Raw genomic sequence first — 24,847 nt, 5'->3', positions numbered from 1 at the left:
CCACTTGATTAAACGTAAAATACGGCTCGCATTCAAGCTGAGTGTGTATGTATGTCTTTCTCCCTTCTTCCTTCTTCCTTCTTCCTTCTTCCTTCTTCCTTCTTCTTAAAGCCGTTCCAAAAAATTCCGCAATAATTGCTTTCCCGAAGTAGTCAAAATACTTTCCGGATGAAACTGTACGCCTTCAATGTGTGGATATTCCCGATGACGCACGCCCATAATCGTGCCATCTTCCACCCAAGCCGTAACTTCCAAAACTTCTGGACAACTCTCTTTTTCAATTACCAAACTGTGATAGCGAGTTGCAATCATCGGCGATTCTACACCTACAAAAACTCCGACTCCTGCGTGTTCTACCTGAGAAGTTTTGCCGTGCATCAATATCGGTGCGGAAACAATTTTGCCACCGAATACTTGACCAATACTTTGATGTCCGAGACACACGCCTAAAATTGGTAGAGTCGGCCCCAATTCTTCGATCAATTTCAGAGAAATCCCCGCATCTTCCGGCCGCCCTGGGCCTGGAGAAATTACTACTGCTGCGGGTTGCAATCGGCGAATATCTTCTAAATAAATTTGATCGTTGCGGTAGACTTGGACTTCTTTTGCTACGGGCAACTCAGCACCGAGTTCTCCTAGATACTGTACCAAATTGTATGTAAAACTGTCGTAGTTATCGATGACTATAATCACGGGTTAAATTGGATTTTAGGTTTTAGATTTTAGATTTTAGATTGACTCGCTGCCTGAATGCAAGAGTTGGAATATTTTAGATAGATGCCCAAGATTAAAATAGCTCCAATATGTAGGAATAAAACCAAAAATCTCAAGTTGGTCATCTAAAACCTAAAATTTAGCTTGCCCAATCAAGTTTACTAACGGACGATCGCAATTTGAACAACTACCCATAACGGAGGAAGCAGCAGTGCAGCAGCGACAATGGCCGCAGCCATTGCGGATACCAGAACGGCTCCGGCAGCGCAGTCTTTGGCAATTTTGGCGAGTTCGTGGTAAGATTGCCCGACGGTTAAGTCTACCACTGATTCGATCGCCGTGTTCAACAATTCCATTGCTAAAACTATACCAATTGTGACGCCGATCACTGATATTTCTACAGGTTTGAGGTGCAAAAATAGTCCGAGTCCGATCGCCAAAGTTCCTATAACAGTGTGAATCCGAAAATTGCGCTGAGTTTCAAAAGCATAGGTTAGCCCACCCCAAGCATACCGAAAACTCGTAGCTAAACTAGATGCGATTTTCCAGGAAAGCTCTCGCTTGTATTTCAAGGCTTTTTTCGGCTCGTGGACTGTAGGCATGGCAGAATCTGGAGGCACGATCGCAAACGGTGGGATGTTTGATGAAATTGACGGTTGATCTAGTGGCATAAACAACCAACTTTAAGTTACAGAGATTAACGAAAGCTAGACTTTGAAAATTTCCTTCATCAAGTCTAGTTAACTTTCCTAAGTTTTTACTAAAGTTTTGGTATGATTTCAGAAAGTTATGTTTGGGTTGACATGATTGGTTAAGTCACCATCAACGTCAGTTATGCTGTTTGGATCTCAAGTCCGATCGCGCGCAGCAGTGTTTCTTGTCGATCGAGCATTTGAGTCAGACTTTCCTCATCCGGGTGATCCCAGCCCAAAAGATGCAAAAAACCGTGGGATGCGAGCCAAGCTAGTTCAGTCTTTAGGGAATGTCCTTGCTGCTGGGCTTGTCGCTTCGCTGTGTCGATCGAGATGATGATATCACCCAAGTATAGGGGTTCGGATGACTGCATTTCCTCTCTTTGAGGACAGTCTACCTCTAATGCGGCGAAAGCTAGTACATCGGTCGATCGATCTTGTTGACGGTACTGGGCGTTGAGGGCTTGGATATCGGCATCGGCGGTTAAACGCAGACTGACTTCGTAGCCGGGGGCTTCTGGCACATCTGCTTGCTGGTTTTCTAGCCAAACGCTAAACCAATTTTCCCAGGTTTGGGCGGCAATCTCCCCGCTGGGTTGATTCTCCGGGAGGTTGTCAGCGTCGGCGAACCCATAACAGTCTTCGACGTTCACCTCAATTATCATTTTTTGGTTCTTTTGTCAAGGGATGTATTGAATTTTTTGATAAGTGAAAATTGGGCGGGCTAATCGACTTTTTGCTTTTAGCAGGAAGATTACAATAATCTGTTCAAGATTGCAATGGGTCGATCGCACGATCGGATCGAACCCCCCGGTATTTAACCCGCTTTCTAGTGCGTGAGTGTCTGTATCGACGCGGTTTCAATCGGTATTCTAAGAGTTGAAATAGCGATCGAGAAAAGCCAAACCGACGAGTACGCCCAAAAGTCCAGCCGCCGTCAAAGCAAAATGAAACAGAGAAGTCGCCCGCTTGCGAACCATATTCCGCATGGCTAGCTTGACATAACTCGGTGGAGGTGCATTGTTTGTCGGGGCGATCGGGGTTTCGGGGGCGGATTCTTCGGAGGTTGTTGGCGAGGGAGGTTGAGTCATAGCGGTTATTTTAGAAGGTTAACACCAGAGGCTGCGGAGGACAGACTCGCCACGATGTTAACAAATTTGTAACGTTTTGTGTAGATTTTTTTAGCTTTCGGATGGCAGGAGGCTGGTTTCGCGCAGCAGAGAATCGGCCCAAACAGCATCGGATTCTGAAAGTGCAGGGACTAACTGGGCCGTATAATCGAGGGTAATGTCATAGGCGGCGCGATCGTACACTGTATTCAACAGCGCCTGTAAATCTACCATTGGTTCCACATCGCCTGCGCGCAAAGGCAACGGAAAACAAGGGATCGCATCTGGTAGATTAAATAAGTATAAATCGGCGATCGGTCTTTCATTGCTCCGACTCACCAAAATTCTATAACTCGCTGCATTGTCATTGTCAAAAACCGGGAGAGGTTCCCAACCCCGCAACAAGTCAATCTCCACAAAATTAGTCCGACTTCCCAACACCTTATCCCGCTTTTTCTCATACATTTCACGCCCTTTTCCAGATGGTTTATTAGCGTGTAAAAGCACCTCAATTACTGTCACAACTTCCTTGGTCGCCATATCTATCACCTCCAAATATCCTTGTTTCACCTCCTCATACATCGCTAATCTTACTTTCAAAGGTTCAGTAGTTCGTGTGGCGACAGCTACATTAGATGTACTTGAATTTCTAGGAATCGGATTGTGCTGGATCGAAACATCAGGAATCCCAACTAACAGCGATTGTTCTCCCTTAATTTCATAAATTCGCTTTTCAATAGCCACTCGATACCTCGGCACCAGTTGGGGAACTAAAACATCTGCGATCGCTACGATCAGCCTATTATGTACTTCTGACCAAAAGTCAGGGCTTTCTAAATAAGGATTCATCCCTGGAAATGTATTAGGCATTGATTTAACTCCTGTTGATTGACTTACTTAGGACTTATGCAGGGGTGGCTAGAAACCGGGTTTTTCCTTTGAATATCGATACACCATCCAGAAACTGCCAAAAACCCGGTTTCTTTGATTTTAATGCGAACTACCACTGTTATCAACCTCTCACTCCCATCTCCCGCAACCAAGCATCAGCCCAAACAGCATCCGGTTCGGCAAGCGGCGGCACGGGTTCGGCGGTATAATCGATTCTAAAATCATAGGCGGCGCGATCGTACACTATATTCAACAACGCCTGCAAATCTACGATCGGCTCAACATCACCTGCACGCAAAGGCAACGGAAAACAAGGAATTGTATCGGGTAAATTGAAAAGATACAAATCCCCCAAAGGCTTTTGATTTGCCCGACTCACCAAAATTCGATAACTTGCCTCAATCTCATTGCCAAAAACTGGTAGAGGTTGGTAACTTCGCAGCAAGTCAATCTCTACCAGATGACTGCAACTACCAAACACCTTTTCTCGCTTTTTTTCGTACATTTCGCGCCCTTTACCAGGACGTTTGTTGGCGGGTGACAGCACTTCAATTACCGTGACTACCTGTTTAGTTTCTATTTCGACTACCTGTAAATAAGTTTCTTTTAATTCCAGCGGTAAAGGTATTGTTACCTTCAAAGATTTGGCGGGTGGAGCGGCGACAGCAACATTAGAATCACTCTCGGTTCTTCGAGTCGGTGTCTGCTGTATTGTGACATCGGGAATGCCAATTAGTAAAGCATCTTCGCCACTGATTTGATAAATTCTTTGTTCGATATCTACTAAATATTTAGGCAGTAGTTGCGGAGTTAACCAATCGGCTATTGCCACTATCAACCTATTATGAACAGAACTCCAAAAGCCAGGACTTTCTAAATAAGGATTCATCCCCGGAAATGGATTAGCCATTGATTTAACTCCTGTTAACTTACCTAATTCTACTATTTTAGCTAATGAATTATAAAAACGCAGACAATATCAAGCTATCATCTGCGTTAATCTGCGTTAATCCGCCGACCTCTGCGGTTAAACTCCCCTAAAAATTCCCGTAATTACTAATAGCAGACTGCAACCTTGCGATCGCCTCATCAACCGAAATCGCCCCCAACTCCCCAGAAGCACGAGTCCGAATATTCAAACTATTCGCCTCAACCTCCTTAGCACCCACAACACACATCACCGGAATTTTATCCTTCTCAGCATTGCGAATCAACTTACCCAAACGTTCGCTACTCTCAACTTCCGCGCGAATATTCAGCGCCTTCATCCTCGCCTCCACTTCCTTAGCAAACGGCAAAAACTCCTCGCTGACAGGCAACAACCGCACCTGAATCGGCGCTAACCATATCGGAAAATCCCCCGCATACTGTTCGATCAAAATCCCGATCAAACGCTCCAAAGAACCAAAAGGAGCGCGGTGAATCATCACCGGACGCTGGCGAGTGCCGTCTTCAGCAACGTATTGCAAATCAAAACGTTCTGGCAAATTGTAATCTACCTGAACAGTTCCTAATTGCCATTCTCTATCCAACACATCTTGGAAAATAAAATCGAGTTTCGGCCCGTAAAAAGCCGCCTCCCCAATTCCCTCAAAATAATTCATTCCCAAAGTTTCCACCGCGCGGCGGATGGCACCTTGCGCTTTTTCCCAAGCTTCATCGGAACCGATGTATTTATCTAAATTTTCTGGATCGCGGAAACTCAAACGCGCCTTAAAGTTTTTCAGTTGCAGACTCTTGAATACTGACAGAATTAAATCGACCACACTCAAGAATTCAGCATCCAACTGTTCCGGCGTGACAAACAAGTGGGAATCATCAACCGTAAAGCCGCGCACTCTGGTTAAACCGCCCAATTCTCCCGATTGTTCGTAGCGGTAAACTGTGCCAAATTCTGCTAAGCGCATCGGCAATTCCCGATAGGAACGCAGTTCGCTTTTGTAAATTTGAATGTGAAACGGACAGTTCATTGGTTTCATTACAAAACCCTGTTCGTTTGCCGCCGCTTCTGCATTTTCTGCCATTAGCGGAAACATATCTTCTTTGTATTTCTGCCAATGTCCAGAGATTTTGAATAAATCGACTCTGGCGATGTGGGGAGTCACAACTTGTAGATAGCCACGTTTGATTTGTTCTTGTTTCAAGAAGTCTTCTAAAATACTTCTCAAAATAGTGCCTTTGGGCGTCCACAAAGGCAAGCCTGGGCCGACTGGATCGGCAAAAATAAACAAGCCTAATTCTTTGCCGAGTTTGCGGTGATCTCGCCTTAGGGCTTCTGCTTTGCGGTGTTTGTAGGCTTCCAATTGTTCGGGAGTTTCCCAAGCTGTGCCGTAAATTCGCTGCAATTGAGCTTTGGTTTCGTCGCCGCGCCAATATGCTCCTGCTAGGCTTTCGAGCTCGATCGCCCTTCCATTGATTTCACTGGTATTATCCAAATGGGGCCCAGCGCACAAATCCCACCATTCGTCACCCAAATGGTAAAGAGTAATCGGTTCGATCAAACCTGCCAAAATTTCTAATTTGTAAGGTTCGTCGATCTCCTTGATGCGCCGTTCCGCTTCCTCGCGGCTGACTTCTTCCCGAATTACAGGCAATTTGCGGTTAATGATTTTGATCATTTCTTTTTTGATTGCCTTGAGATCCTTTTCGGTAAAAGGTTCTGGACAATCAAAATCGTAATAAAAACCATTTTCAATCCAAGGGCCGATTGTGACTTGGGCCTTGGGAAATAATTTCTGTACCGCCATCGCCATAACGTGGGATGTGGTGTGGCGAATTTTTTTTAGTTGTTCCGACTCACTCGTGCGGAGCAACTCTATCTTAACGGACTCTTCTGGAGCGTTCATGGATTCTGAGCTAGACATCGGCTGAATTATCAATTAATTTAGTTGCACTTGCTTCTATATTACTCAGGTTGGGACAGCAAGCGCCGACTTCCGGCTGGGGAACTGTTACAGGAGTGCTAACTAACCGTAGGGTGCGTCAGCGGGGCAAAGTCTTTAGTCTGGGGTAGTTACATTCAGCCCGCTGACGCACCCTACAATAATTTAATTTTTAGGTACGTAGTTGCGCTTGGGCGCTCTTTCTTTGATATATGAAAGAGCGCCCAAGCGCAACTACGTACCTTATACCTTTAATGTGACAGTTGCGTCCAGGACTGACTCACCTGCTAATTTTTGTGAAATTATTGAATTTTTGTTAAAAAAAATGTTACAGTTTGTAAAGTACATTTAAGGTTAGAATAGATAAATAACCCAATTTTAATCAATGCTTAACTCCAATTTGCCAGAATCAGAATTGCTCAAATCCCTACTGGAACCGCTGTTAGAGGATTTTAAATACTGGTTCGAGCGATCGGCTACTCTCTTAGAAACTGAGGAAATTCATTTTCTGAGCGGCGACGATCAATCCGACTTGCTGGCGCGAGTCAAACAGGCTCAGCAAGAAGTAGGCGCGGCTAAAGCTCTATTTCAAGCAACCGGAGGGCAAGTTGCAATTGAAACCGCAGCACTCATGCCGTGGCATAGACTGCTCGCCGAATGCTGGCAAGTATCGGCGCGCTTTCGGAAAGAGCAGTCAGCTCGCCCTGGAAAATAAAAAGGCAAGTTCAAGTTCAACCCGCAGTCAAATTCCCAACCTTGGGAAATGTCGCGTCCACTTGACAAGCTCAAACAGATTTCCAGTTAATAAGTTATCAGAAAATAGGGTTTAAAACCCCGTCGTTTTAGGAAGTTTTTATTTCCAAAAAGTTCTAAAAGTTTCCCAAATAGTACCCTATACTACAAATAGATACAGGTAGAATAACCGCTAGCACAAATGGATAACCAAACCCAAAACGACTGGCTAGGAAACAATAATGTCTCGTGGGTGGCGAAAACCACAAAAACATAGCTAGGGTAGCCATCGTGCACCCATACCAGAAAACTCAAAATCTTAGTAGTTAGATGTACCGTAGGGCATACGGAAACAAAGGGAATAATCCCTTAACGCTTGGGGAGACAAGCCCTCTGGGACTATTCAAATTAGGCTCGAAGCTTCGTTCAATTGGACGGGTTTTTGGTTTAAATATTGCCGAAGGGATGAATAGTTTAAAGGTATGTCAGTGAACCAAGAATCCCCGCGTTTACGCCCGGGAGTGTCAATACTTGCTGAAACACTTTTGTAAATTGCTGTGTGGCTATCAGAGCCCGGAGGAGAAAATAATGTTACACCTGCTTTATATTTTAGCTTTCACCGTTCTTGCCTTTTTGGCCGTCAGTAACTTAATCCGCAGTCTAGTCACCGTAGGTATGGAGTCCCAGCGCCCCCAACAATTCAGGGCAAATAATCGCTACGCATCCTATCCTCGCTCTCAAGCCGTGCCCCATCCAGAACTGTTAGACGAATACGGAAATATTGTTAACGAACCGCTATTAGTGATGCGTTCGCTGACTGTCCAAGACGCGCGCGAACAATTAGATGCTCTTTACAAATCATCTCCCGGCGGCAGTGACGAAGGCGGCGAGCTAGCCTGATTCGATCGCGTTCCCAGCATTTATACTTACGGGCGATCGCCCTAAAAAAATAATTGGCCGTTAGTTTCTCGCTAACGGCCAATTTGTAGTTAGTTTTGAGAGATACTTAAAAGGGATCGATCTCAACTGACTGTCGATCGCTCCTGTTTTGTCATCGGCAAAAATGCACGTTTAAGGCTAGATGATCGTCCCAATTTCGCTACTGGCAGAACTTCTGCAAGCTTTGCCCCAACTCCGGGCACAAATTTATTTCAAATCTTCCATGACAGCGCTGTCTCACGCGATGGAAGACTTGGTTTTGGCGGGTTCCGACGACGAACCCCTAGTGATTGCCAGCTTTCAGCGAGAGCGCTTCTACCGCCAAGAAGCTCACCGCTACCGGCGCATTGCCGATCGATCCTCTCAGGTATACGTGCTGGCTGCACCGGAAACTGAGTTTAAAAATTCCTCGGAATGTCACGAAAATGTGGCGTTTGCAGCGGAAGATGCCTTAAGTAAAGAGTGGCACTTAGTGGTGGTTGGGCAACATTACTCAACTTGTCTGATTTGTCAAGAAAAAATTGTGCCGATCGACAACCAAGACGAGCGCAGCCCGCTGTTGATGGATCAAGCTCGCCGATTTGAAGGAATTTGGACATTCGACAGAGAGGTAAGCTGCAAAGCTGCCGAATTGTTGCTCGATAAAATTGTCAAATATCGCCCGGAATTGGCCGAAAAGATCGATCGAGCGCGCACAACTTACAATCTGGGCAAAAAACCCAAAAAAACGCGGAAATCCGCCGCAGACAAAGCGGCAAAACCAGCGAAAAGTGCGTCAAAAAACTCAAGAATTCCCAATCCCAAATTGAGCGACGCTTTTGCCGAACGCTTAGTCACCTACTTGCAATCAGGTCAGCACAAACTTCTGAAAGCATACAGCGCGATCGCCGCCCAAGAACGCAAAGAACGCCTGATCAACTTAATTACAACGGCAATGCGGCAGTCTCTCAACCCGCAAGAAATCGTCGAAGTCGCAGTCTCTGAACTGGGAACAGCCCTGTCAGCAAGCCGCTGTTTGATTTATCGGTGCAAAGCAGCAGATGCGGCGGTCAAAATCGATCGCGAATTTTTGCGTGCCGGCGCTACTTCTGTGCTAAACGAGACTTGGCCGTTGCAGGAAAATCCCATATTTCGGGACGCGGTAGCGCGACAAGAGCGAGTTTACATCCAAGAGACAGCACAACACCCGCAGATTGTCAATACAAAATCCCTGGGCGAAATTGTCAAAAATTGGCAGATTGTCTCTTGGTTAATAGTGCCGGTGCTTTATCAAGGGCGGGTTTTGGGCATGGTGGAAATGCACCAATGCCGATCGACTTCGCCTTGGGAAGAAGACGAAATTGCTCTCGTAGAGGCGATCGCCACCCAACTCGGAGCAGCCTTAATTCAAGCCGAAACCTACGCTCACTTAGAAGAACTCAACCAACAATTAGAAGCATTAGACCGCACTCGCAGCAATCTAATTGCCATCACAGGCCACGAACTCCGCACCCCACTTTCTACCATTCAAGTGTGTCTAGAAAGTTTGAACTCCGAGCCAGATATGCCCCAAGAATTGCGGCAAATCATGTTAGAAACAGCCCTCGGAGATGCCGATCGAATGCGGAAACTCGTCCAGGATTTCTTAACACTTTCTCACTTAGAAAGCGGGCGAGTTAAATGGAATGTAGAATCGCTGACGCTGCAAGAATGCGTTGACTTGGCCCTCAGCAGCGTGCGATCGCGCGGCGGAGTCGATCGACAGTTACCACAAATTATCGCCGAAGTGTCCGCAGAATTGCCCTTAGTGCAAGCAGACGGCGAATGGTTAGTGGAGGTACTGTCCAAACTCCTAGACAACGCCTGCAAATTCACCACACCCCAGGGAAGCGTCACCATAAGAGCGAAATGCAACGGTTCTCGCATGGTGGAAGTGCTTGTAGCCGATACAGGGCGGGGAATAGAGGCGAATAGTTTGAAAGTAGTGTTCGATCGATTTTATCAAGAAGAAGGAGCATTGCGGCGCAGCGCCGGCGGCACCGGTTTGGGATTAGCAATTTGCAAACAAATTGTTGCCGGCTGGGGCGGTAAAATTTGGGTAGATTCCCCAGGAAAAGACCGAGGAAGTGAATTTCACTTTACCATTCCAATTGTTTAGAAGACCGGGCGGTTTCAACCGCCGTCCGATGTTCAACCTGCGGAGGCAGGTTTCGTTTGTGTAGACGCGGTTTCAACCGCCGTCTGATCCCATGACGAATGACGAATGACGTAACCAATAACCAATAACCAATAACCAATAACCAATAACCAATAACCAATAACCAATAACCAATAACCAATAACCAATAACCAATAACCAATAACCAATGCCCCATGCCCCATGCCCCATGCCCCATGCCCCATGCCCAATAACTCCCCTAAATCGGAAGACCAATCACAAACTCTGTTCCGCCTCCTACCGAAGACAAACATTCCAAAGTTCCCCCATGTATTTCAGTGACTATCTGATGGCAAATAGACAGTCCCAATCCCGTACCTTTACCTTCTGCTTTAGTTGTAAAAAATGGCGCAAACATTTTTTCTCTGACAGATTCCGGCATTCCCATTCCATTGTCAGCAATCTGAATCACAATTGTATCGATGATTTCCAGTTTTTGCTGGCAAACACCCACGGTAGAAATCATAATTATATTGGGATTTTGTTCAATTTCTGCGTAGGTTTTGCCCGCGTTAAATTCTTCCACAGCATCGATCGCATTAGCAATCAAATTCATAAATACTTGATTTATTTGCCCGGGATGGCATTTTAATGTTGGCAACTCACCGTAATGTTTAATGATTTTAATTGCCGGTCTGTTGTGCTTAGCCTTGAGGCGGTGAGATAAAATCATTAAAGTAGTTTCAATGCCTTCGTGGATGTCAACTGCTCTTTTTTCCTGACTGTCGCTACGAGAATAGTTCCGCAGAGATTGCATAATGTCGCGGATGCGATCGATTCCCATCTTCATGGACGCCGTAGTTTTGGGCAAGTCGGCTAATAGATATTGTAGATCGATCGATGCAATTTCCTGTTCAATTTCTGCTCCCGGTTCTGGAAAGTTTTCTTGATAAATATTCACCAAGTTAATTAAATCACCAATATATTCTTGAACGTGGTGCAAGTTCCCAGAAATAAAGCCAATAGGATTGTTCACTTCGTGGGCTACTCCAGCTACCAGTTGTCCGAGTTGAGAGATTTTTTCAGTTTGAACTAATTGTGCTTGAGTTTGTTGCAGTTCGATCAATATGGCTTCTAAATTTTCAGCTTTCTCTCTCAGTTGAGCTTCTGATGTTTGTAAAGCTTGTTCCGCTACTTTGCGCTGGCTGATATCGCGAATGATTGACAAAGCGTGGGGTTTCCCTCTGTATTCAAAAAACTTTGCTCTTACCTCAATATCGAATTCTGTACCGTCTTTTCGCAGCACGACAGCTTCACAATAAAATTCTTGGTGCAAGCTAACGGTTGTCATAAACTCATCGAATAAATGTAGGCACTTTGGGTGCAGGAGATCTAAAGGACTTAATCTCAAGAATTCCTCCATAGAATAACCGTACATTTCGCACATTACCGGGTTTGCTGCCGCAAATTTTCTAGTCTCCAAATCTATTAAGATAAGTCCGTCTGCTACACTTTCAAAAATACTGCGGTACTCCTCTTCTTTTTGAGCGAGTTCGGCTTGAGATTGTTGCAAGTTTTGTAGGGATTCAGTTAACTGGCGGGATTTATCTTGTTCGCTAGCGTAGGAACGCGCATTTGCAATAGCAATTGCTGCTTGTGCGGTCAACATTTCCAAAAGTGTCAAACCTTCGTCAGTGAAGGCTCCAGCGACCAAGTTATTTTCTAGATAAACTATACCGATTGACTTTCCTTGATAGACAATTGGCGCGCACAAAACTGACTTCGGTTGCTGATGCTGAATGTATGTATCGAATTGGTAAAGTGTTTCTTTAGTTGCATCGATTAGTACCAGAGGTTCCTGAGTTCTTGCTACATAATTGACGATAGAAAGAGGGACTTTGTAGTTATTTTTGACTGGGTGGAATTCTTCAAATATTGCATAATTATGCGGGTCGCTATCCGACACTTCAACGAACAAGTATCCGTCTCGTTCCAAAAGAATACACCCGGTTTGAGCGCCTGCATTTTCTAAAATAATATGCAGCAGTTTTTTTAACAATTTTTCTAAGACGATTTCGCTAGAAATAGCCTGAGAAGCTTTGATTACTGTTTTCAAATCAAAAATATTGGCATCAGTGGCGGTAGTCGCAGTTGTATTTATAGCGATCCGATCGTCGCTGATTTTGTTAAACCAATCTGGATGAGATTGTTCTAGTTGATGAACTTTGGCGGTTGCACCCCACTCGACATAGCAAAAACGGGCATCATTGAGATAAATTTTGGCGAGATTGGCACGATTTTGTGTTATATAAAATCTGGCAGCTAATTCATTGGCTAGGGCAGCATTTTGGACGAAGCCATTTTTGAGGGCGGAGGCGATCGCCCAATCATAATGTTGTGCTGCTGTATGGCTGTCTCCTGACAACCTCGCGATTTCTGCCTGAATTAATGAATATTTGTGCAGATAATTTGCAGGACAGTGTTCTGCCAAATCTCGAAAATTCTCCAGACTAATAGTGAGCTGTTTTCGGTATAGTTTGTACTCGGTATCATTGGCGTTTGTGCAACCAGCAGCTAGGGCGATCGCGTGATGGAACCGAAAAACCGGGTTGACAAAATGACCGGCACCGCCTTTCAAAAATTCCGCGCCGAAGAGAGCATATTCTAAGGCGCGATCGACTTCGCCAAACCAATTAGCATGGGTGAGCTTGTAAAGATAGATGACAAAAGCAGTGGTAAGATCGGCTGAGGATTTGGCAAATTCTAAAAGCTGGTGTTCGTCGATGAAGGTTTCCGGCTCTGGGTAGGTTTCTGGTGAGCTAGTCAGTTGGGCGATCGCATTTTTGGTCAGCAAGTGATAAGCTAGCATATTGCGATCGACCTTTGAAAGCGCTGGAATAAATTGATCGGCAATTTCTGTAGCTTTGCTCAAAGACTCGTTGCCAAAAAAGCAGACCCATAGATAATTAATCGAAGCATATCCCGACCATTGATAAGCACCTGTTTCTAAACCGCTATTGAAAGCTTTGAGCATAAAAGGCTTGCATTCATCGATATATTTCATATAATGTAAAGTTAAAGCCCCCCACATATGAAAAATACAAGTACCTAACTCTTTATTGTCACAGCCTTCGTAGAGATTGAGCGAGAGTTCTCCGGCGGCGCAGCCCGCCTTGATTTCGCGATATTTATTGACCAAAGTAAAGGCGTACAAAGTGTAACCAAAGGCGGAAAATGGTGAATTCCCGTACAGAATGCTTGTTTGTACAAACTTCATCGCGCAGAGATATTGAGCGTTGGGACTGGTAAAATAGGCGATCGGGAAAAGTTCTTTCAAAATTCGATGAGCTGCTAGTTGTAGCGAATCGGTAAGTTTGGGTAAATCTGCTAATATATCGATCGATCGCCCGATCATCCTCTTCGTCTCTGCTAATTCTCGGGCTAGAAATTCATCATCCGGGTAAGGTTCAATCTCAACCCCCAAAGAATTTAACGTTTCAATCCCTAACTCATAAGCGGCAGATAAGTCATTCTTCATCCGCAGACAAGTTATTTGCAATTCTGCGATCGCACACTGTTCTAACAAAGTATGAGTTTTGGTCAGAATCCGGTCAAAAATTGCTAAAGCTGCATCATTGTTACTATTTAAATATTCTGCTTCACCCAGCTCTAAATTTAGCGCAAAACTCAAGCTATAATTATCTTGCCAACTTGAGACAGGCAAACAGTCGCACCCAGCTTGGAAAAAAGTAAGCGCATCTTCAAAAGCCGAAGCAGCTTTAGCAGTTTTACCTGCTTGTAAATTTAATTGTGCTAATTCATAAAGTTCTTCAGGATTAGCAATGAATTCGCGAGCAAAGTTCAAATGATTAACAATATCAAAAATCTGTTCTTGACGTTCAGCTTCATTGCTCCCCTCCAACAACAAACGTCCCAGCTTCCAGTGAACTGATTGTTTTTGGGACTCAGGAATCATCACATAAGCGGCTTGTTGAACCCGATCGTGCAAAAAATTGTAGCGCACTTTGCCAATTATTGGAGCCAACTTTTCTAATTCCCATTGCTCAAATACTTGTGGTACTAGATAGGCGTCATCTACAGGCAAAATCAACCCTAATTCTAGCGCTTCCCACAAATATTGTGCTGTTTTAGTCAAAGATTGTTCGCTCACTACTGATAATATATCCAGATTAAATTCGTTGTTTATACAAGCAGCTAATTGTAAAATTGTCTGACTTTGTTCAGATAAATATTGAATTTTATGAGCCATTAAATCAACTACATTTTCGGAAATATTTTGCTGTTTGATTTCTTGGGTGTCCCATTCCCATTCTGCAAGTTCTATATTAAATATCAGAAAATTTTCTTGAGACAGTGACTTCAATAACTGCTTTAAAAAGAAAGGATTTCCCTGAGTTTTTTCGAGCAGCAATTGTGCCAAGGATGCGACTTTTCTAGGAGAACAGTTTAAAGTGTCAGAAACTAATCGATTTACTTCATAAATTGCCAAGGGTTCCAGGTGAATATTGGCGATCGCAATTCCTGCGGCCCTCATTGCCTCATTTGCCAACATAAAGGGATGGCTCGGACTTACTTCGCTATTTCGATAAGCAAGAATAAGCAGGAAGTAAGGATTTTCTTCGGTGCAGTTGTGTTGATACAAATTAACGCTTCCAGCATCCATCCACTGACAGTCATCGAGAAACATTACCAAAGGATGTTCGGCTGTTGCAATTGCTTGGACAAACTTCTTCATCACTCCGTTGAAGCGGTTTTGAGATTCAATAGCACCGAGTTCGGGTACGGGAGGTTGTTCGCCCAAAATCAATTGTAACTCCGGGATAGCATCGATCGCAATTCGAGCATTTTTCTGCAAAGCGTTGAGTAGTCTTTGTCGCCATGCTACTAGCTGAGTTGGGCTTTCCATCAAAATTTGCTGCACGAAGTTACCCATAGCTTGAGTGAAACAAGCGTAGGGAACATTCCGCTTAAACTGGTCGCATTTACCAGATATAAAATAGCCACGTTGCCGCGTTATATCACGGACAATCTCATGAACTAATGCAGATTTGCCGATGCCGGAATAGCCACTGACTAGGACAATTTCACCGCTGCCTTTGCAGACACGATCGAACACTTCTAATAATTGTGCTATTTCTGTGTTTCGTCCGTAGAGTTTCTGAGGAATTGACAACTGACTCAGGGCATCTAGTTGTCCGGGAATAAAGTTAGAAATTGTCCCTGAATTCTTTATTTGATTTTGGCAGCGTTCTAAATCTGCTAATAATCCTGTGGCAGTTTGATATCTAAGTTCGGCATTTTTTGCCATGAGTTTTGCCACAATTTGGGTCAAAACTATGGGAATTTGTGGGTTGAGTTGTTGCAGGGGAACTGGTGGTTTGGCTATGTGACAGTGTACCATTTCTAACGGGTCACTGCTGGTAAATGGTAATTGTCCTGTCAGTAATTCGTAAAAGGTGACGCCGAGAGAGTAGAAATCGCTGCGGTAGTCGATGGAACGGTTCATGCGCCGGGTTTGTTCGGGGGACATATATGCCAGGGTTCCTTCTAGGCGATCGGAATTTTTTGAGTGTGTTTGTTCTTTTCTCAACCGCGAAGCGATGCTAAAATCAGCAAGTTTTACTTGCTTTGTTTGGGGATTTATGATAATATTATCCGGTTTAATGTCTTTATGTATGATTTGATTTTGATGCAGCAATACTAAAGCTTTTGCCAAGGATACGGCTATGTTTAAAAAATCGGCAATCGATAATTGGTAATGCGTGGCATTCGCCTCTAGATTGTCGGTTTCGGGCTCGGCTAATTCTGGTTGATGTTCTAAGTTTTCGATCCAATATTTCAGGGATACCCCTCCGATATCTTCTAATACTAACACTAAGCAAAAAGGATGGATTTCGAGTCGATAGACTTTGATGACATACTCTGAGTCGATATGTTTTGTGATTTGATATTCGTGTTTTAAACTGGCGCTCTGTTCTAGGGTCGGGCAGTCGGTGTTTAAGACTTTGAGAATGACTAATTGTTTTTCTGCTGTCGATATGGCTCGATAAATAACTGTGTTAGTTCCTTGGTGAATCAGCTCTTGTAAGTTGTAACCAGAAATCCCTGAAGCTGGCAGCATAGTAGATTTTCCCAGTTGATTATAAATCAATGCCGAATTAATTAGAGAATGGCACATATGGAACCCCAATGAATGGCGGGCGATCGCTACTTTACAAAGCCGCAGGTTGCAGCGATGTATCGAACGATCGCACAATCTTAAAATTACTTACGTATTTAGCAGGTGTTTGTTTTAAGAGGTCTAGCGACCTAGAAATTGCAACTCTTAATTTTTTTATGGTGGAAGTGTTACAGCCTTTAAATGAAATCATACAGCATCCCACCATCATTGTAAATGACTTTATTAAATTTTAATAATAAAAGTTAGGGCGTAGATAAATAGCTGCTCGCGGGGCGTTGGGGAAAGCAATTGCAGGATTGGGAGATTTCTGGATATAACAAAGAATCACAGAAACACTTGGTTTTTACACTTGCACAATCAATATGATTGTAGGTACACATTGTGGACATTACCGAGGACTTTAATATCATTTGAGCGTACAAGCTGTGGATATTACTTAGCTATAAACTATTTTTGTAGGCAGTTAGTAATGTAGATCAAAAAAACTTGCGTAAAAACTCGGTTTTTAAAGAAAATATTGGTTCGCTGGCTGGAATAAAGTTAAGAAGTTTTCAAAGCAGAACTCGCCTCCGCTGCTATACCCCAATACCGTTTACTTAAGACCGCCCTGGGGGTAAAACCTATGAAAAATAGATACGGAGATTGCTTCGTTCCTATCGAAGGACCATCTTAAGTAAACCGTATTGTGCTATACCTCCTCTCACCCCGCGAGATAGCTTTTACAGGTGATGCGACCCGGCGGTGTTGGGCCTTAGGATCGAAAGTATCAAAGCAGATTCAGGACGTGCTTGCGTCTTAAACCCGGCTTTTAGGCAAAATAAAGGGTTGGGCGGCAGAGCACTACCGGGATATTGGGAGCGTTAAGTCGGAAGGGCCACAAGTCTGGAGAGGGCTTGCAGTCGATCGAATCTGTTGAGACACGGGCGGGCGTCAGTGTTGATTCGTGAAAAGTTGAGGATGCCCATATTTCGCCCGGAAAAACTTTTTTGCGATCGGAATACTCAAACCTAGAGGAAAATCAATATGTCATTTACAACCAAGATGAAATCTACCCAACAAGCTATTACTAAGCCACAACTGCAATTAGGTTCTCAAGGTCAAGCGGTATTGGAACTCGAACAAATGTTAACCAAGTTGCGGGTTTACCGGCAGCCTGTAAAAGGAATTTTTAACTCATCAGTTGAATTTGCTGTGAAACTGTTTCAGTATCGGGTTTTCTTGTCGCCGGACGGCATTGTCGGGCCGCTGACTTGGCAGGCCCTTTATACTGAAGCTCCTGTGAATATGCCGGTACTTAAATTCGGCAGTTCTGGGGAAGCAGTCACTACTGTTCAAGAAGTTCTGACCATTTCCCAGCACTATCGGGGCTCTATTGACGGTCAATTTGCCACTTTGACTGATCGGGCTGTTAGCGCATTTCAAAAAAGCTTTGGGATCGAGGCCGACGGGATTGTCAACCAAGAAACTTGGACTGCTTTGAGTCAAATTCCGCGCGGCTATGACCCTAATTGGTTCTTGACTTAGGGTTAGGTGCTGCTCGGTAATATATGGGCAGATTTGTGCGATCGCGTGTGAGGAATTGGGCAATGTGCGATGCTTTGGGTGCCCGACCAGTACCCGAAGCATTACATTTTTTTGAGATATTTTTTCGGGATTTGTGCAGAGAGAGTTCTGTTTTATAACTTTGGTAAAAATTACAAATTATCAATTATTAATTACTAATTCCTAATTATCAGAAAAGATCGATCGCCCAAAAACTGTTAACTTTCCTTACAATTTCGATAACAGGGTACAGTGGCGATGATAGGATGCCGTAAAAATCCTTTGGATATATCTATGGCAGAAGAACTGACTGGACAACCCCCCATCTTCGGCGGCAGCACCGGCGGCTTGCTGACCAAGGCGCTAGTTGAAGAGAAGTATGCTATCACTTGGACTAGCCCCAAGGAACAAGTGTTTGAAATGCCTACAGGTGGCGCTGCGATTATGCGTCAAGGCGACAACTTGCTGTATCTGCCCCGGAAGGAGCAGTGTATCGCTTTGGGCGGCCAGCAACTGCGGGCGAAATTCAAAATCTCGAACTACAAAATCTACCGCGTTTTTCCTGACGGTTCTACTGAGTACCTGCATCCCAAGGATGGCGTGTTCCCTGAGAAGGTGAACGAAGGTCGTGTTGCTAATGGTAGTGTCCCTCGCAATATTGGCAGCAATCCCAATCCGATCAAGGTGAAGTTCACAGGTAAGAAGACCTACGATCCTTAAGCGATCGATCTATTGCTGAGCAAAACATAAGTAATATTGCTTATTTGGGACTCAGTTAAGACTGATCCCCCTAGCCCCCCTGATAGTCGGTGGGGACATGAGCATTCTCTTTCGTCTCCTTCTTAAAAGGGGGGACAAGAGCATTCTCTTTCCTCCCCCGACTATCCGGGGGATTGAGGGGGATCTGGCCTCGGAGAAAAGCGAGATTTATCAAGGGTTTTAGGGTTAAGTTGACAGGAATGGGCAGCGCCCAGCTTCTACTGCAAATATCAAATCTAATTAATAGTTAATCCTTAAATTAAAAATGAATGTCGCAATCAGGCGATCGCAGATTTCTGATATCGATGTTTGCGCTCGCATTAATTATGAAGCTTTTAAAGATATTTCCGATCGCCACTGCTTCCCTCACACAGATTTTCTAACGGTAGAGTTGGCGGCCGAAATTACTCGGTTTTGGATCGAAAGTCCGTCATATTTTGGCGTTGTAGCCGAGAATGACGGTGCGGTTGTCGGCTGCGGTTTTATGGATGAACGCAACCCGATTCGCGGTATTGGGCCAGTCAGTGTCGATCGGGCTTTTCAAGGCCGCGGCGCAGGGCGACAAATCATGAAAGCCTTGCTGGAACGGGGACAGGATGCTGTAGGCATCCGTTTGGTGCAAGAATCTTTCAACATGGCCTCGCTGTCGCTGTACGCTTCTCTGGGTTTTGAGGTGAAGGAACCTTTCGTGTTAATGGAGGGGAAGTTTCGCAGCGTGCCGCAGTATGGGTTTGAGGTGCGGCCGATGGCTGGCGAGAATGTGGGCGAATGCGCGGCTTTGTGCGAAAAAGTCTGTGGGTGCGATCGAACTTCCGAGATTGAATACGCCCTAAATAATTATTGTCCGTTAGTTGCGTACCAGCAAGGTCGGATTGTGGCTTATACTTGTGCGATATCTGCTTTGGGTCACAGCGTCGCCGAAACCGAGGCAGATATGCAGGTTTTGCTCTTGGGGGCTGCTGCGTACAGTTCCGAAGATGTGCTAGCTTTTCACTTGCCGCTGAGGTATGGAAGTTTGTTTCGCTGGTGTTTGCAACAAGGGCTGCGCGCCGTCAAGCCGATGGCGGTGATGGCTGTTGGCGAGTACCAATCGCCGGAGGGCTGTTGGTTTCCGTCTTTTGTTTATTGATTGTAATTAAAGTTAGTATAGCAACCGCCATTCAAGGTATTGACATAAAGCACCTCATGAAGAGACCCCTGAGATCCCCAAGCGATCGCTCTCCAATTTGATTCCTGTCAACTGTCAACTGTCAACTGTCAACTGTCAACTGTCAACTGCTATATATGATATTTCCCGATTTCTCACAATTTTCGGAACTGGCGAAACAAGGCAATTTTGTACCCGTATATCAAGAATGGGTGGCTGATTTGGATACGCCTGTGTCTGCGTGGTATCGGGTTTGCGCCGGTCAACCTTACAGTTTTCTGCTGGAGTCGGTGGAAGGTGGGGAAAAACTCGGGCGTTATAGTTTGTTAGGGTGCGATCCGCTGTGGATTTTGGAGGCTAGGGGCGATCGCACAACTCAAGTTTACCGCGACGGTTCCGAAAAAGTATTTACGGGCGATCCGTTTGAGGCTTTAACCGAGTGTTTGCAGCCTTACAAACCAGTGAAATTGCCGCAGTTACCGCCGGGAATTGGCGGGTTGTTCGGTTTTTGGGGTTACGAGTTAATTAAGTGGATTGAACCGCGAGTTCCAGTGCATCCGGCGGGCGAGAATGATTTGCCGGATGGGTTGTGGATGCAGGTTGATAATTTGCTGATTTTCGACCAGGTGAAACGGAAAATTTGGGCCGTCGCCTATGCGGATTTGCGCGAGACAGGCGTTGATTTGGCCGAGGCCTATGGGGCAGCGTGCGATCGGGTTTCTCAGTTAGTAAATAAGCTGAAATCGCCACTTTCACAACAATCTACTCTCCTAGAATGGACTCCGCCGAGTTACGGGCAAGATGCAAGTTCCACAACTGAAAATACAGAATTAGCTTACAGCAGCAATACCACCCGCGACAAGTATTGTGAAAATGTATTGAAAGCCAAGGATTATATCAAAGCGGGAGATATTTTTCAGGTAGTGATTTCGCAGCGGCTGGAAGCAGAATACACGGGCGATCCTTTTGCACTTTACCGCTCTTTGCGCCTGATCAATCCTTCTCCGTACATGGCTTATTTTAATTTTGGAGATTGGCAGATTATCGGTTCCAGTCCAGAAGTGATGGTGAAGGCAGAAAATACTGTTGACGGCAAAAGGATTGCAACTTTGCGGCCGATTGCCGGTACGCGCCGCCGGGGTCAAACTCCTCAACAAGACGATGCTTTGGCTGCTGAATTACTGCAAGATCCGAAGGAAATTGCGGAACACGTGATGTTAGTTGATTTGGGCAGAAACGATTTAGGCAGAGTTTGCCGCAGCGGTACTGTAAAAGTTGACGAATTAATGAAAATTGAGCGTTATTCTCATGTGATGCACATTGTTAGCAATGTAATCGGAGAATTGGCTGAAGATAAGACGGCTTGGGATTTGTTGAAAGCTGGTTTTCCTGCTGGTACGGTTAGCGGTGCTCCGAAGATTCGGGCGATGGAAATTGTGCACGAGTTGGAAGGTTGCCGTCGCGGCCCGTATTCTGGGGTTTACGGGTTTTATGATTTTGAGGGACAGTTGAATAGTGCGATTACAATTCGCACTATGGTTGTTCAATCGCAGGGCGGTGACAAACATTCGGTTTCTGTGCAAGCCGGTGCTGGTTTGGTGGCCGATTCTAACCCGGATATGGAGTATGAAGAAACTCTCAATAAAGCCCGGGGTATGTTGCAGGCTATTCGCTGTTTGAAGTAGCGAGTCTGGGTCAAAAATCTTGTCGATGTCGATAAGAGTCGGCGATTGAAATCGCGTCTACACAAACAATGTCCGCCTCCGCGGACAAAGAGAAGATAACGTAATTTTAACCGTCTGGTATTCAACCCGCGGAGGCGGGTTTTGTCTGTATAGACGCGATTTCAATCGCCCGGTCTTCTAATCTTAAAAGAGGGAAAGCGGAGGCGGGTTTTGTCTGTATAGACGCGATTTCAATCGCCCGGTCTTCTAATCTTAAAGGAGGGAAATATGAATTTTTATATCGTTGACGTGTTTGCCGAGTCAAAATATGCTGGCAATCAGCTAGCTGTCTTTTGCGGCGCGGGAGTTGCGGAACTCTCAGAGGCCGAAATGCTGCTGATAGCGAAGGAAATCAATTATTCGGAAACTACGTTTATTCCATCAAACCAGCCGGAAAACGGCGGCTATGACGTGCGTATCTTCACGCCCAAGAAGGAATTACCGTTTGCCGGTCATCCGACGCTGGGGACGGCGTTTGTGCTACAACAACAGATAATTGGCCAAAAGGTCGATCGAGTAATTCTCAATTTAGCCGTGGGTCAAATTCCTGTCACCTTTAATTATCGCAACGAATCCGCAGATATTTTGTGGATGCGACAAAACCCACCAACATTCGGTCAAGTTTTGCCAACCGAAACTCTCGCCAGCGTCCTAAATTTACAACCCGATGAGATTGAGACAAACTTCCCAATTCAAGAAGTTTCTACCGGAGTACCGTTTATAATTGTCCCGTTAAAAACCCTCGCAGCCGTCAAAAAAGCTCAAGTCAACTTAGATAAATATTTTGAATTAATTAATACCACAGAAGCCAAAGAAATTTTGATATTCTGCCCAGAAACTTACAGCGACATTAATGATTTAAACGTCCGAGTTTTCGCCCATTCCTTAGGAATCCCCGAAGATCCGGCGACGGGCAGTGCCAATGGCTGTTTGGCTGGATATTTGGTAGAATATACTTATTGCGGGGAATCAAAGATTGATGTGAGAGTCGAACAGGGTTATGAAATTGGTAGACCTTCGTTGCTGTTGTTGAAAGCTCAAAAAAATCAGGAAGAAATAGAAGTTTTGGTGGGAGGTAAAGTGGTGATGGTGGCGAAAGGAGAATTTGTTTAAAACATTCAAATATAGCTTCCTATATAGGTTCGTAGTGAGGACTTTAGTCCTTATTTGTTGCGGACTAAAGTCCTCACTACAAACCTATTTTATTATAAACCCGCCCCGGTCTTCACTCTAGAAAACTTAATATTCCGCTCAAATTGTGAGATAGTACACATATAGAAGGATTGACTCACATGATGGTAAGTTCACTCATCGAATCCAGGGAAATTCAAGTTATTGAATCTCCCAGAATTTCCCTAGAAGAATGGATGGAAAACCCGCCTGACAGCACAGAATGGATCGATGGAGAATTAGTAGAAAAAAACGGCATGACAGCAAAAACTGGTCGGATTCAATCTCGGCTATCCCGCTACTGGGGAAATTACGCAATTTCCAGCGGACAAGGTGGAGAAGTTTACACAGAAACAGGTTGCCGTACAGTAGAGAGAGGTCGCTGTCCTGATGTTTCTTACTTGACACCAGAATTAGTCGCCCAATTTAATGATTTTACCATACTTCCTCAAAGTTTCCCGTTGATTGCTGAAATTATTTCTCCTACTGATAAAGCGGAAGAAGTATTTGCCAAAACCAATGAATACCTGCAATCGGGCTGTCAAGAAATATGGCTGGTACTTCCTGAGAGTCAGTGGATTGTTGTTGTTACTCAACAGCAGAGACTTTTATTTACCATAGGTGAAGTCGTCAGCACTCAAATAGTTTTGCCAGGTTTTAGTATTGCCGTCGATGAGTTGCTAGCGTAAAAAATGGGTTCAATTTAATTATTCCTAATCAAAATGGGTTAATATGAGGTAGCTCATATTCATTGCTCTGCGTTACTGGCATAGTGAAAGCATCATCTTTCTGAGAGACTTTCCAATGCTATCAACATTTTCGCGCACTTTAAATTTATCCTCTGATGCTTCCGAAGCCCTGCTTGCACTTCCATTAACCAGCTTGCTGGATTCACCGGAATTCAATCAACTCTTGGGAAGTCTGGATACTGCTTTGCTTAAAGAAAGTTTGCCTACTGCTGGGGCTATATTATCCCAAAAACTCCCAGCTTTTTATGATTGGTTGCAAACAGAATTGGGAATTAAAAATGTCCCAGATAGTCCAGATCATGCTACAAAATGGGTAGTCGGTTTTCTGAAGAATCAAGAGAGTTTAACTGATTTAGTTGAGATGCACAAATCGATTCCAAGACTTGCATTAGATCGATCGATTCCTCGGTTAGTTAGCGCCTTTGATGGGGTTCAACCCACCGCCGTCAAGGAAGAGTGGGAAAAAGCGATCGCAGCGCTTTGTCTGGTACTCGCCGTCGCAGCGCGGGAAAATCAGTCACCGGGCGCATCGAAGGCTTTGGTAGGGGTTTAGGTGAAGCGGCTTTTTCGGAAAATTTGCAGTTGCGCGCGATCGATCTCAACGACTACCGGCTTTTTCTTGTTGAGGACGATCGCATTATGCCGATTTAACAACAGCAACTGAGCCAACATTACCACCAGGACTCGCCTTTTGCGAAACTTGCCTTCAAAACGGGCCATTCGGACGATCGCCTCTTCGATTTTATACCACCAGTTTTTCCCTTTCTGGGAAATCACAAAAATCGTTCCCGGTATGTAATCGCCTCCATTTGCCCAGAAAGCATACCTTTCGCCTAAAGTAAAGTAGTGAAAAACATTGTTAGCGGTGCAAGTTTCAGCTAACTTTTCCGCAACGCCCAAAGAATTAAACGTTACAGTCGATCGAATATAATCCGGGTATTTTGCTACAATTTGCTGAGCAACTTTGCCGCCCAAACTTTCTCCGATGACATCCGCCGGATTTCCGCTGCGAAATTGCTGTTTAAGCCAATCTATAGCGCCTACAGTTTCCGCCGCTTTTAACTGGCGTTGTACTTTGGCCATAAATACATCGGGTGTATCTTCCAAAACGCGATCGAAAGGATACCACGAACCGTATCCGCGAATCACGAGCACGGGCGGATTATTCCCAGAAACCGGAAGGCGACTTTCAGCATAAAAACCAGTGCGCGAGTCTTCAAACACTTTTTCTATGGTATAATTTCCATCAACAACTTGCCCCTCTGCGTGCCGAACATAAATTGACGGATTGCTGGGATCCTCAGTATCGTGGAGTTGGGGTTTGGCAAACTTTTCGTAGAGGGAATCTAGCAAGTGCCTTCCTGTAGGGCGATCGACAAAATCCAATTTTATTGATCCATACTAAATTAAAAACAATCTAAAAAAGGTTCGTAGTGAGGACTTTAGTCCTCAGGAAAA

The 24,847-nt window shown here is 44.7% G+C and carries 20 protein-coding genes; 10 read left to right on the top strand and 10 right to left on the bottom strand.

From position 1 onward, the window contains the following. Window positions 1–105: 105 nt before the first annotated feature. The 7 genes from JGK16_RS16070 to thrS all read right to left on the bottom strand — a co-directional run bounded on the left by JGK16_RS16070 (window position 106) and on the right by thrS (window position 6,270). Window positions 106–693, bottom strand: coding sequence for an aminodeoxychorismate/anthranilate synthase component II (locus JGK16_RS16070; protein WP_293182829.1), 588 nt, complete (start codon window positions 691–693; stop codon window positions 106–108). A 182-nt stretch (window positions 694–875) separates the two neighbouring features. Continuing rightward, a complete protein-coding gene (locus tag JGK16_RS16065) occupies window positions 876–1,385 on the bottom strand; it encodes a diacylglycerol kinase family protein (RefSeq protein WP_293182831.1) in 510 nt (169 codons plus the stop codon). 161 nt (window positions 1,386–1,546) lie between these two features. Beyond that, window positions 1,547–2,071 (bottom strand): rRNA maturation RNase YbeY, encoded by a 525-nt coding sequence (ybeY, locus tag JGK16_RS16060; protein ID WP_293182833.1) that lies wholly within the window; start codon window positions 2,069–2,071, stop codon window positions 1,547–1,549. A gap of 207 nt (window positions 2,072–2,278) precedes the next feature. Further along, complete coding sequence (locus JGK16_RS16055) at window positions 2,279–2,497, bottom strand: DUF3285 domain-containing protein (RefSeq protein WP_293148240.1); 219 nt, start codon at window positions 2,495–2,497, stop codon at window positions 2,279–2,281. Window positions 2,498–2,587: 90 nt separating this feature from the next. Beyond that, window positions 2,588–3,385 carry a DUF4058 family protein gene (locus tag JGK16_RS16050; RefSeq protein ID WP_293191331.1) on the bottom strand — a complete coding sequence of 266 codons (798 nt, stop codon included), beginning with the start codon at window positions 3,383–3,385 and terminating at the stop codon, window positions 2,588–2,590. Window positions 3,386–3,527: 142 nt separating this feature from the next. After that, a complete protein-coding gene (locus tag JGK16_RS16045; protein WP_293182839.1) occupies window positions 3,528–4,316 on the bottom strand; it encodes a DUF4058 family protein in 789 nt (262 codons plus the stop codon). A 127-nt stretch (window positions 4,317–4,443) separates the two neighbouring features. Beyond that, a complete protein-coding gene (thrS, locus tag JGK16_RS16040) occupies window positions 4,444–6,270 on the bottom strand; it encodes a threonine--tRNA ligase (protein WP_293182841.1) in 1,827 nt (608 codons plus the stop codon). A gap of 403 nt (window positions 6,271–6,673) precedes the next feature. Between thrS and JGK16_RS16035 the strand changes: the two genes are divergently transcribed. The 3 genes from JGK16_RS16035 to JGK16_RS16025 all read left to right on the top strand — a co-directional run bounded on the left by JGK16_RS16035 (window position 6,674) and on the right by JGK16_RS16025 (window position 10,096). After that, the gene (locus JGK16_RS16035) at window positions 6,674–7,003 is read left to right on the top strand and encodes a DUF2605 domain-containing protein (RefSeq protein WP_293182843.1); all 330 of its coding nucleotides are present in this window, start codon (window positions 6,674–6,676) and stop codon (window positions 7,001–7,003) included. 605 nt (window positions 7,004–7,608) lie between these two features. After that, complete coding sequence (locus tag JGK16_RS16030) at window positions 7,609–7,920, top strand: DUF2973 domain-containing protein (protein ID WP_293148252.1); 312 nt, start codon at window positions 7,609–7,611, stop codon at window positions 7,918–7,920. Window positions 7,921–8,101: 181 nt separating this feature from the next. Beyond that, the gene (locus JGK16_RS16025; RefSeq protein ID WP_293191329.1) at window positions 8,102–10,096 is read left to right on the top strand and encodes a DICT sensory domain-containing protein; all 1,995 of its coding nucleotides are present in this window, start codon (window positions 8,102–8,104) and stop codon (window positions 10,094–10,096) included. Here the strand turns inward: JGK16_RS16025 and JGK16_RS16020 are convergent. After that, the gene (locus JGK16_RS16020) at window positions 10,077–10,334 is read right to left on the bottom strand and encodes a hypothetical protein (protein ID WP_293203264.1); all 258 of its coding nucleotides are present in this window, start codon (window positions 10,332–10,334) and stop codon (window positions 10,077–10,079) included. The two genes, JGK16_RS16025 and JGK16_RS16020, sit on opposite strands and share 20 nt — an antisense overlap. Before the next feature lie 21 nt (window positions 10,335–10,355). After that, window positions 10,356–16,238: an AAA family ATPase gene (locus JGK16_RS16015; RefSeq protein WP_293182849.1), complete on the bottom strand. Its 5,883-nt coding sequence runs from the start codon at window positions 16,236–16,238 to the stop codon at window positions 10,356–10,358. A gap of 1,083 nt (window positions 16,239–17,321) precedes the next feature. On the opposite strand from JGK16_RS16015, the gene JGK16_RS16010 reads away from it, so the two are divergent. The 7 genes from JGK16_RS16010 (at window position 17,322) to JGK16_RS15980 (ending at window position 23,942) form a co-directional block, all read left to right on the top strand. After that, window positions 17,322–17,822 (top strand): peptidoglycan-binding protein, encoded by a 501-nt coding sequence (locus tag JGK16_RS16010; protein ID WP_293182851.1) that lies wholly within the window; start codon window positions 17,322–17,324, stop codon window positions 17,820–17,822. Between the two features lie 312 nt (window positions 17,823–18,134). Beyond that, a complete protein-coding gene (locus tag JGK16_RS16005; RefSeq protein WP_293182871.1) occupies window positions 18,135–18,560 on the top strand; it encodes a photosystem I reaction center subunit II PsaD in 426 nt (141 codons plus the stop codon). Between the two features lie 304 nt (window positions 18,561–18,864). Next, on the top strand, window positions 18,865–19,728 hold the full coding sequence (locus JGK16_RS16000; RefSeq protein WP_293191324.1) for a GNAT family N-acetyltransferase: 864 nt from the start codon (window positions 18,865–18,867) through the stop codon (window positions 19,726–19,728). A gap of 155 nt (window positions 19,729–19,883) precedes the next feature. Beyond that, window positions 19,884–21,431: an anthranilate synthase component I gene (gene trpE / locus JGK16_RS15995; RefSeq protein ID WP_293182855.1), complete on the top strand. Its 1,548-nt coding sequence runs from the start codon at window positions 19,884–19,886 to the stop codon at window positions 21,429–21,431. Between the two features lie 267 nt (window positions 21,432–21,698). Then, the gene (locus JGK16_RS15990; protein WP_293182857.1) at window positions 21,699–22,583 is read left to right on the top strand and encodes a PhzF family phenazine biosynthesis protein; all 885 of its coding nucleotides are present in this window, start codon (window positions 21,699–21,701) and stop codon (window positions 22,581–22,583) included. Window positions 22,584–22,762: 179 nt separating this feature from the next. Then, on the top strand, window positions 22,763–23,329 hold the full coding sequence (locus tag JGK16_RS15985; RefSeq protein ID WP_293191322.1) for a Uma2 family endonuclease: 567 nt from the start codon (window positions 22,763–22,765) through the stop codon (window positions 23,327–23,329). A gap of 115 nt (window positions 23,330–23,444) precedes the next feature. Next, window positions 23,445–23,942, top strand: a complete 498-nt coding sequence (locus tag JGK16_RS15980) for a hypothetical protein (protein ID WP_293182861.1) — start codon at window positions 23,445–23,447, stop codon at window positions 23,940–23,942. Here the strand turns inward: JGK16_RS15980 and JGK16_RS15975 are convergent. Beyond that, window positions 23,939–24,775, bottom strand: a complete 837-nt coding sequence (locus tag JGK16_RS15975) for a hypothetical protein (RefSeq protein WP_293191320.1) — start codon at window positions 24,773–24,775, stop codon at window positions 23,939–23,941. The genes JGK16_RS15980 and JGK16_RS15975 overlap by 4 nt on opposite strands. Between the last annotated feature and the right edge of the window lie 72 nt (window positions 24,776–24,847).

The organism is Microcoleus sp. PH2017_09_SFU_O_A, assembly GCF_020738625.1.
Classification (GTDB): Bacteria; Cyanobacteriota; Cyanobacteriia; order Cyanobacteriales; family Microcoleaceae; genus Microcoleus.
Note: the sequence above shows the minus strand (reverse complement) of the source record. Positions and strands in the feature narration are given on the sequence as shown.

What these genes read in the sequence shown, in the direction of transcription:
- JGK16_RS16065 (WP_293182831.1), bottom strand. Translation starts at nt 1,385, where the DNA reads ATGCCACTAGATCAACCGTCAATTTCATCAAACATCCCACCGTTTGCG.
- ybeY (WP_293182833.1), bottom strand. Translation starts at nt 2,071, where the DNA reads ATGATAATTGAGGTGAACGTCGAAGACTGTTATGGGTTCGCCGACGCT.
- JGK16_RS16055 (WP_293148240.1), bottom strand. Translation starts at nt 2,497, where the DNA reads ATGACTCAACCTCCCTCGCCAACAACCTCCGAAGAATCCGCCCCCGAA.
- JGK16_RS16050 (WP_293191331.1), bottom strand. Translation starts at nt 3,385, where the DNA reads ATGCCTAATACATTTCCAGGGATGAATCCTTATTTAGAAAGCCCTGAC.
- JGK16_RS16045 (WP_293182839.1), bottom strand. Translation starts at nt 4,316, where the DNA reads ATGGCTAATCCATTTCCGGGGATGAATCCTTATTTAGAAAGTCCTGGC.
- thrS (WP_293182841.1), bottom strand. Translation starts at nt 6,270, where the DNA reads ATGTCTAGCTCAGAATCCATGAACGCTCCAGAAGAGTCCGTTAAGATA.
- JGK16_RS16035 (WP_293182843.1), top strand. Translation starts at nt 6,674, where the DNA reads ATGCTTAACTCCAATTTGCCAGAATCAGAATTGCTCAAATCCCTACTG.
- JGK16_RS16030 (WP_293148252.1), top strand. Translation starts at nt 7,609, where the DNA reads ATGTTACACCTGCTTTATATTTTAGCTTTCACCGTTCTTGCCTTTTTG.
- JGK16_RS16025 (WP_293191329.1), top strand. Translation starts at nt 8,102, where the DNA reads ATGATCGTCCCAATTTCGCTACTGGCAGAACTTCTGCAAGCTTTGCCC.
- JGK16_RS16020 (WP_293203264.1), bottom strand. Translation starts at nt 10,334, where the DNA reads ATGGGGCATGGGGCATGGGGCATGGGGCATTGGTTATTGGTTATTGGT.
- JGK16_RS16015 (WP_293182849.1), bottom strand. Translation starts at nt 16,238, where the DNA reads ATGCTGCCAGCTTCAGGGATTTCTGGTTACAACTTACAAGAGCTGATT.
- JGK16_RS16010 (WP_293182851.1), top strand. Translation starts at nt 17,322, where the DNA reads ATGTCATTTACAACCAAGATGAAATCTACCCAACAAGCTATTACTAAG.
- JGK16_RS16005 (WP_293182871.1), top strand. Translation starts at nt 18,135, where the DNA reads ATGGCAGAAGAACTGACTGGACAACCCCCCATCTTCGGCGGCAGCACC.
- JGK16_RS16000 (WP_293191324.1), top strand. Translation starts at nt 18,865, where the DNA reads ATGAATGTCGCAATCAGGCGATCGCAGATTTCTGATATCGATGTTTGC.
- trpE (WP_293182855.1), top strand. Translation starts at nt 19,884, where the DNA reads ATGATATTTCCCGATTTCTCACAATTTTCGGAACTGGCGAAACAAGGC.
- JGK16_RS15990 (WP_293182857.1), top strand. Translation starts at nt 21,699, where the DNA reads ATGAATTTTTATATCGTTGACGTGTTTGCCGAGTCAAAATATGCTGGC.
- JGK16_RS15985 (WP_293191322.1), top strand. Translation starts at nt 22,763, where the DNA reads ATGATGGTAAGTTCACTCATCGAATCCAGGGAAATTCAAGTTATTGAA.
- JGK16_RS15980 (WP_293182861.1), top strand. Translation starts at nt 23,445, where the DNA reads ATGCTATCAACATTTTCGCGCACTTTAAATTTATCCTCTGATGCTTCC.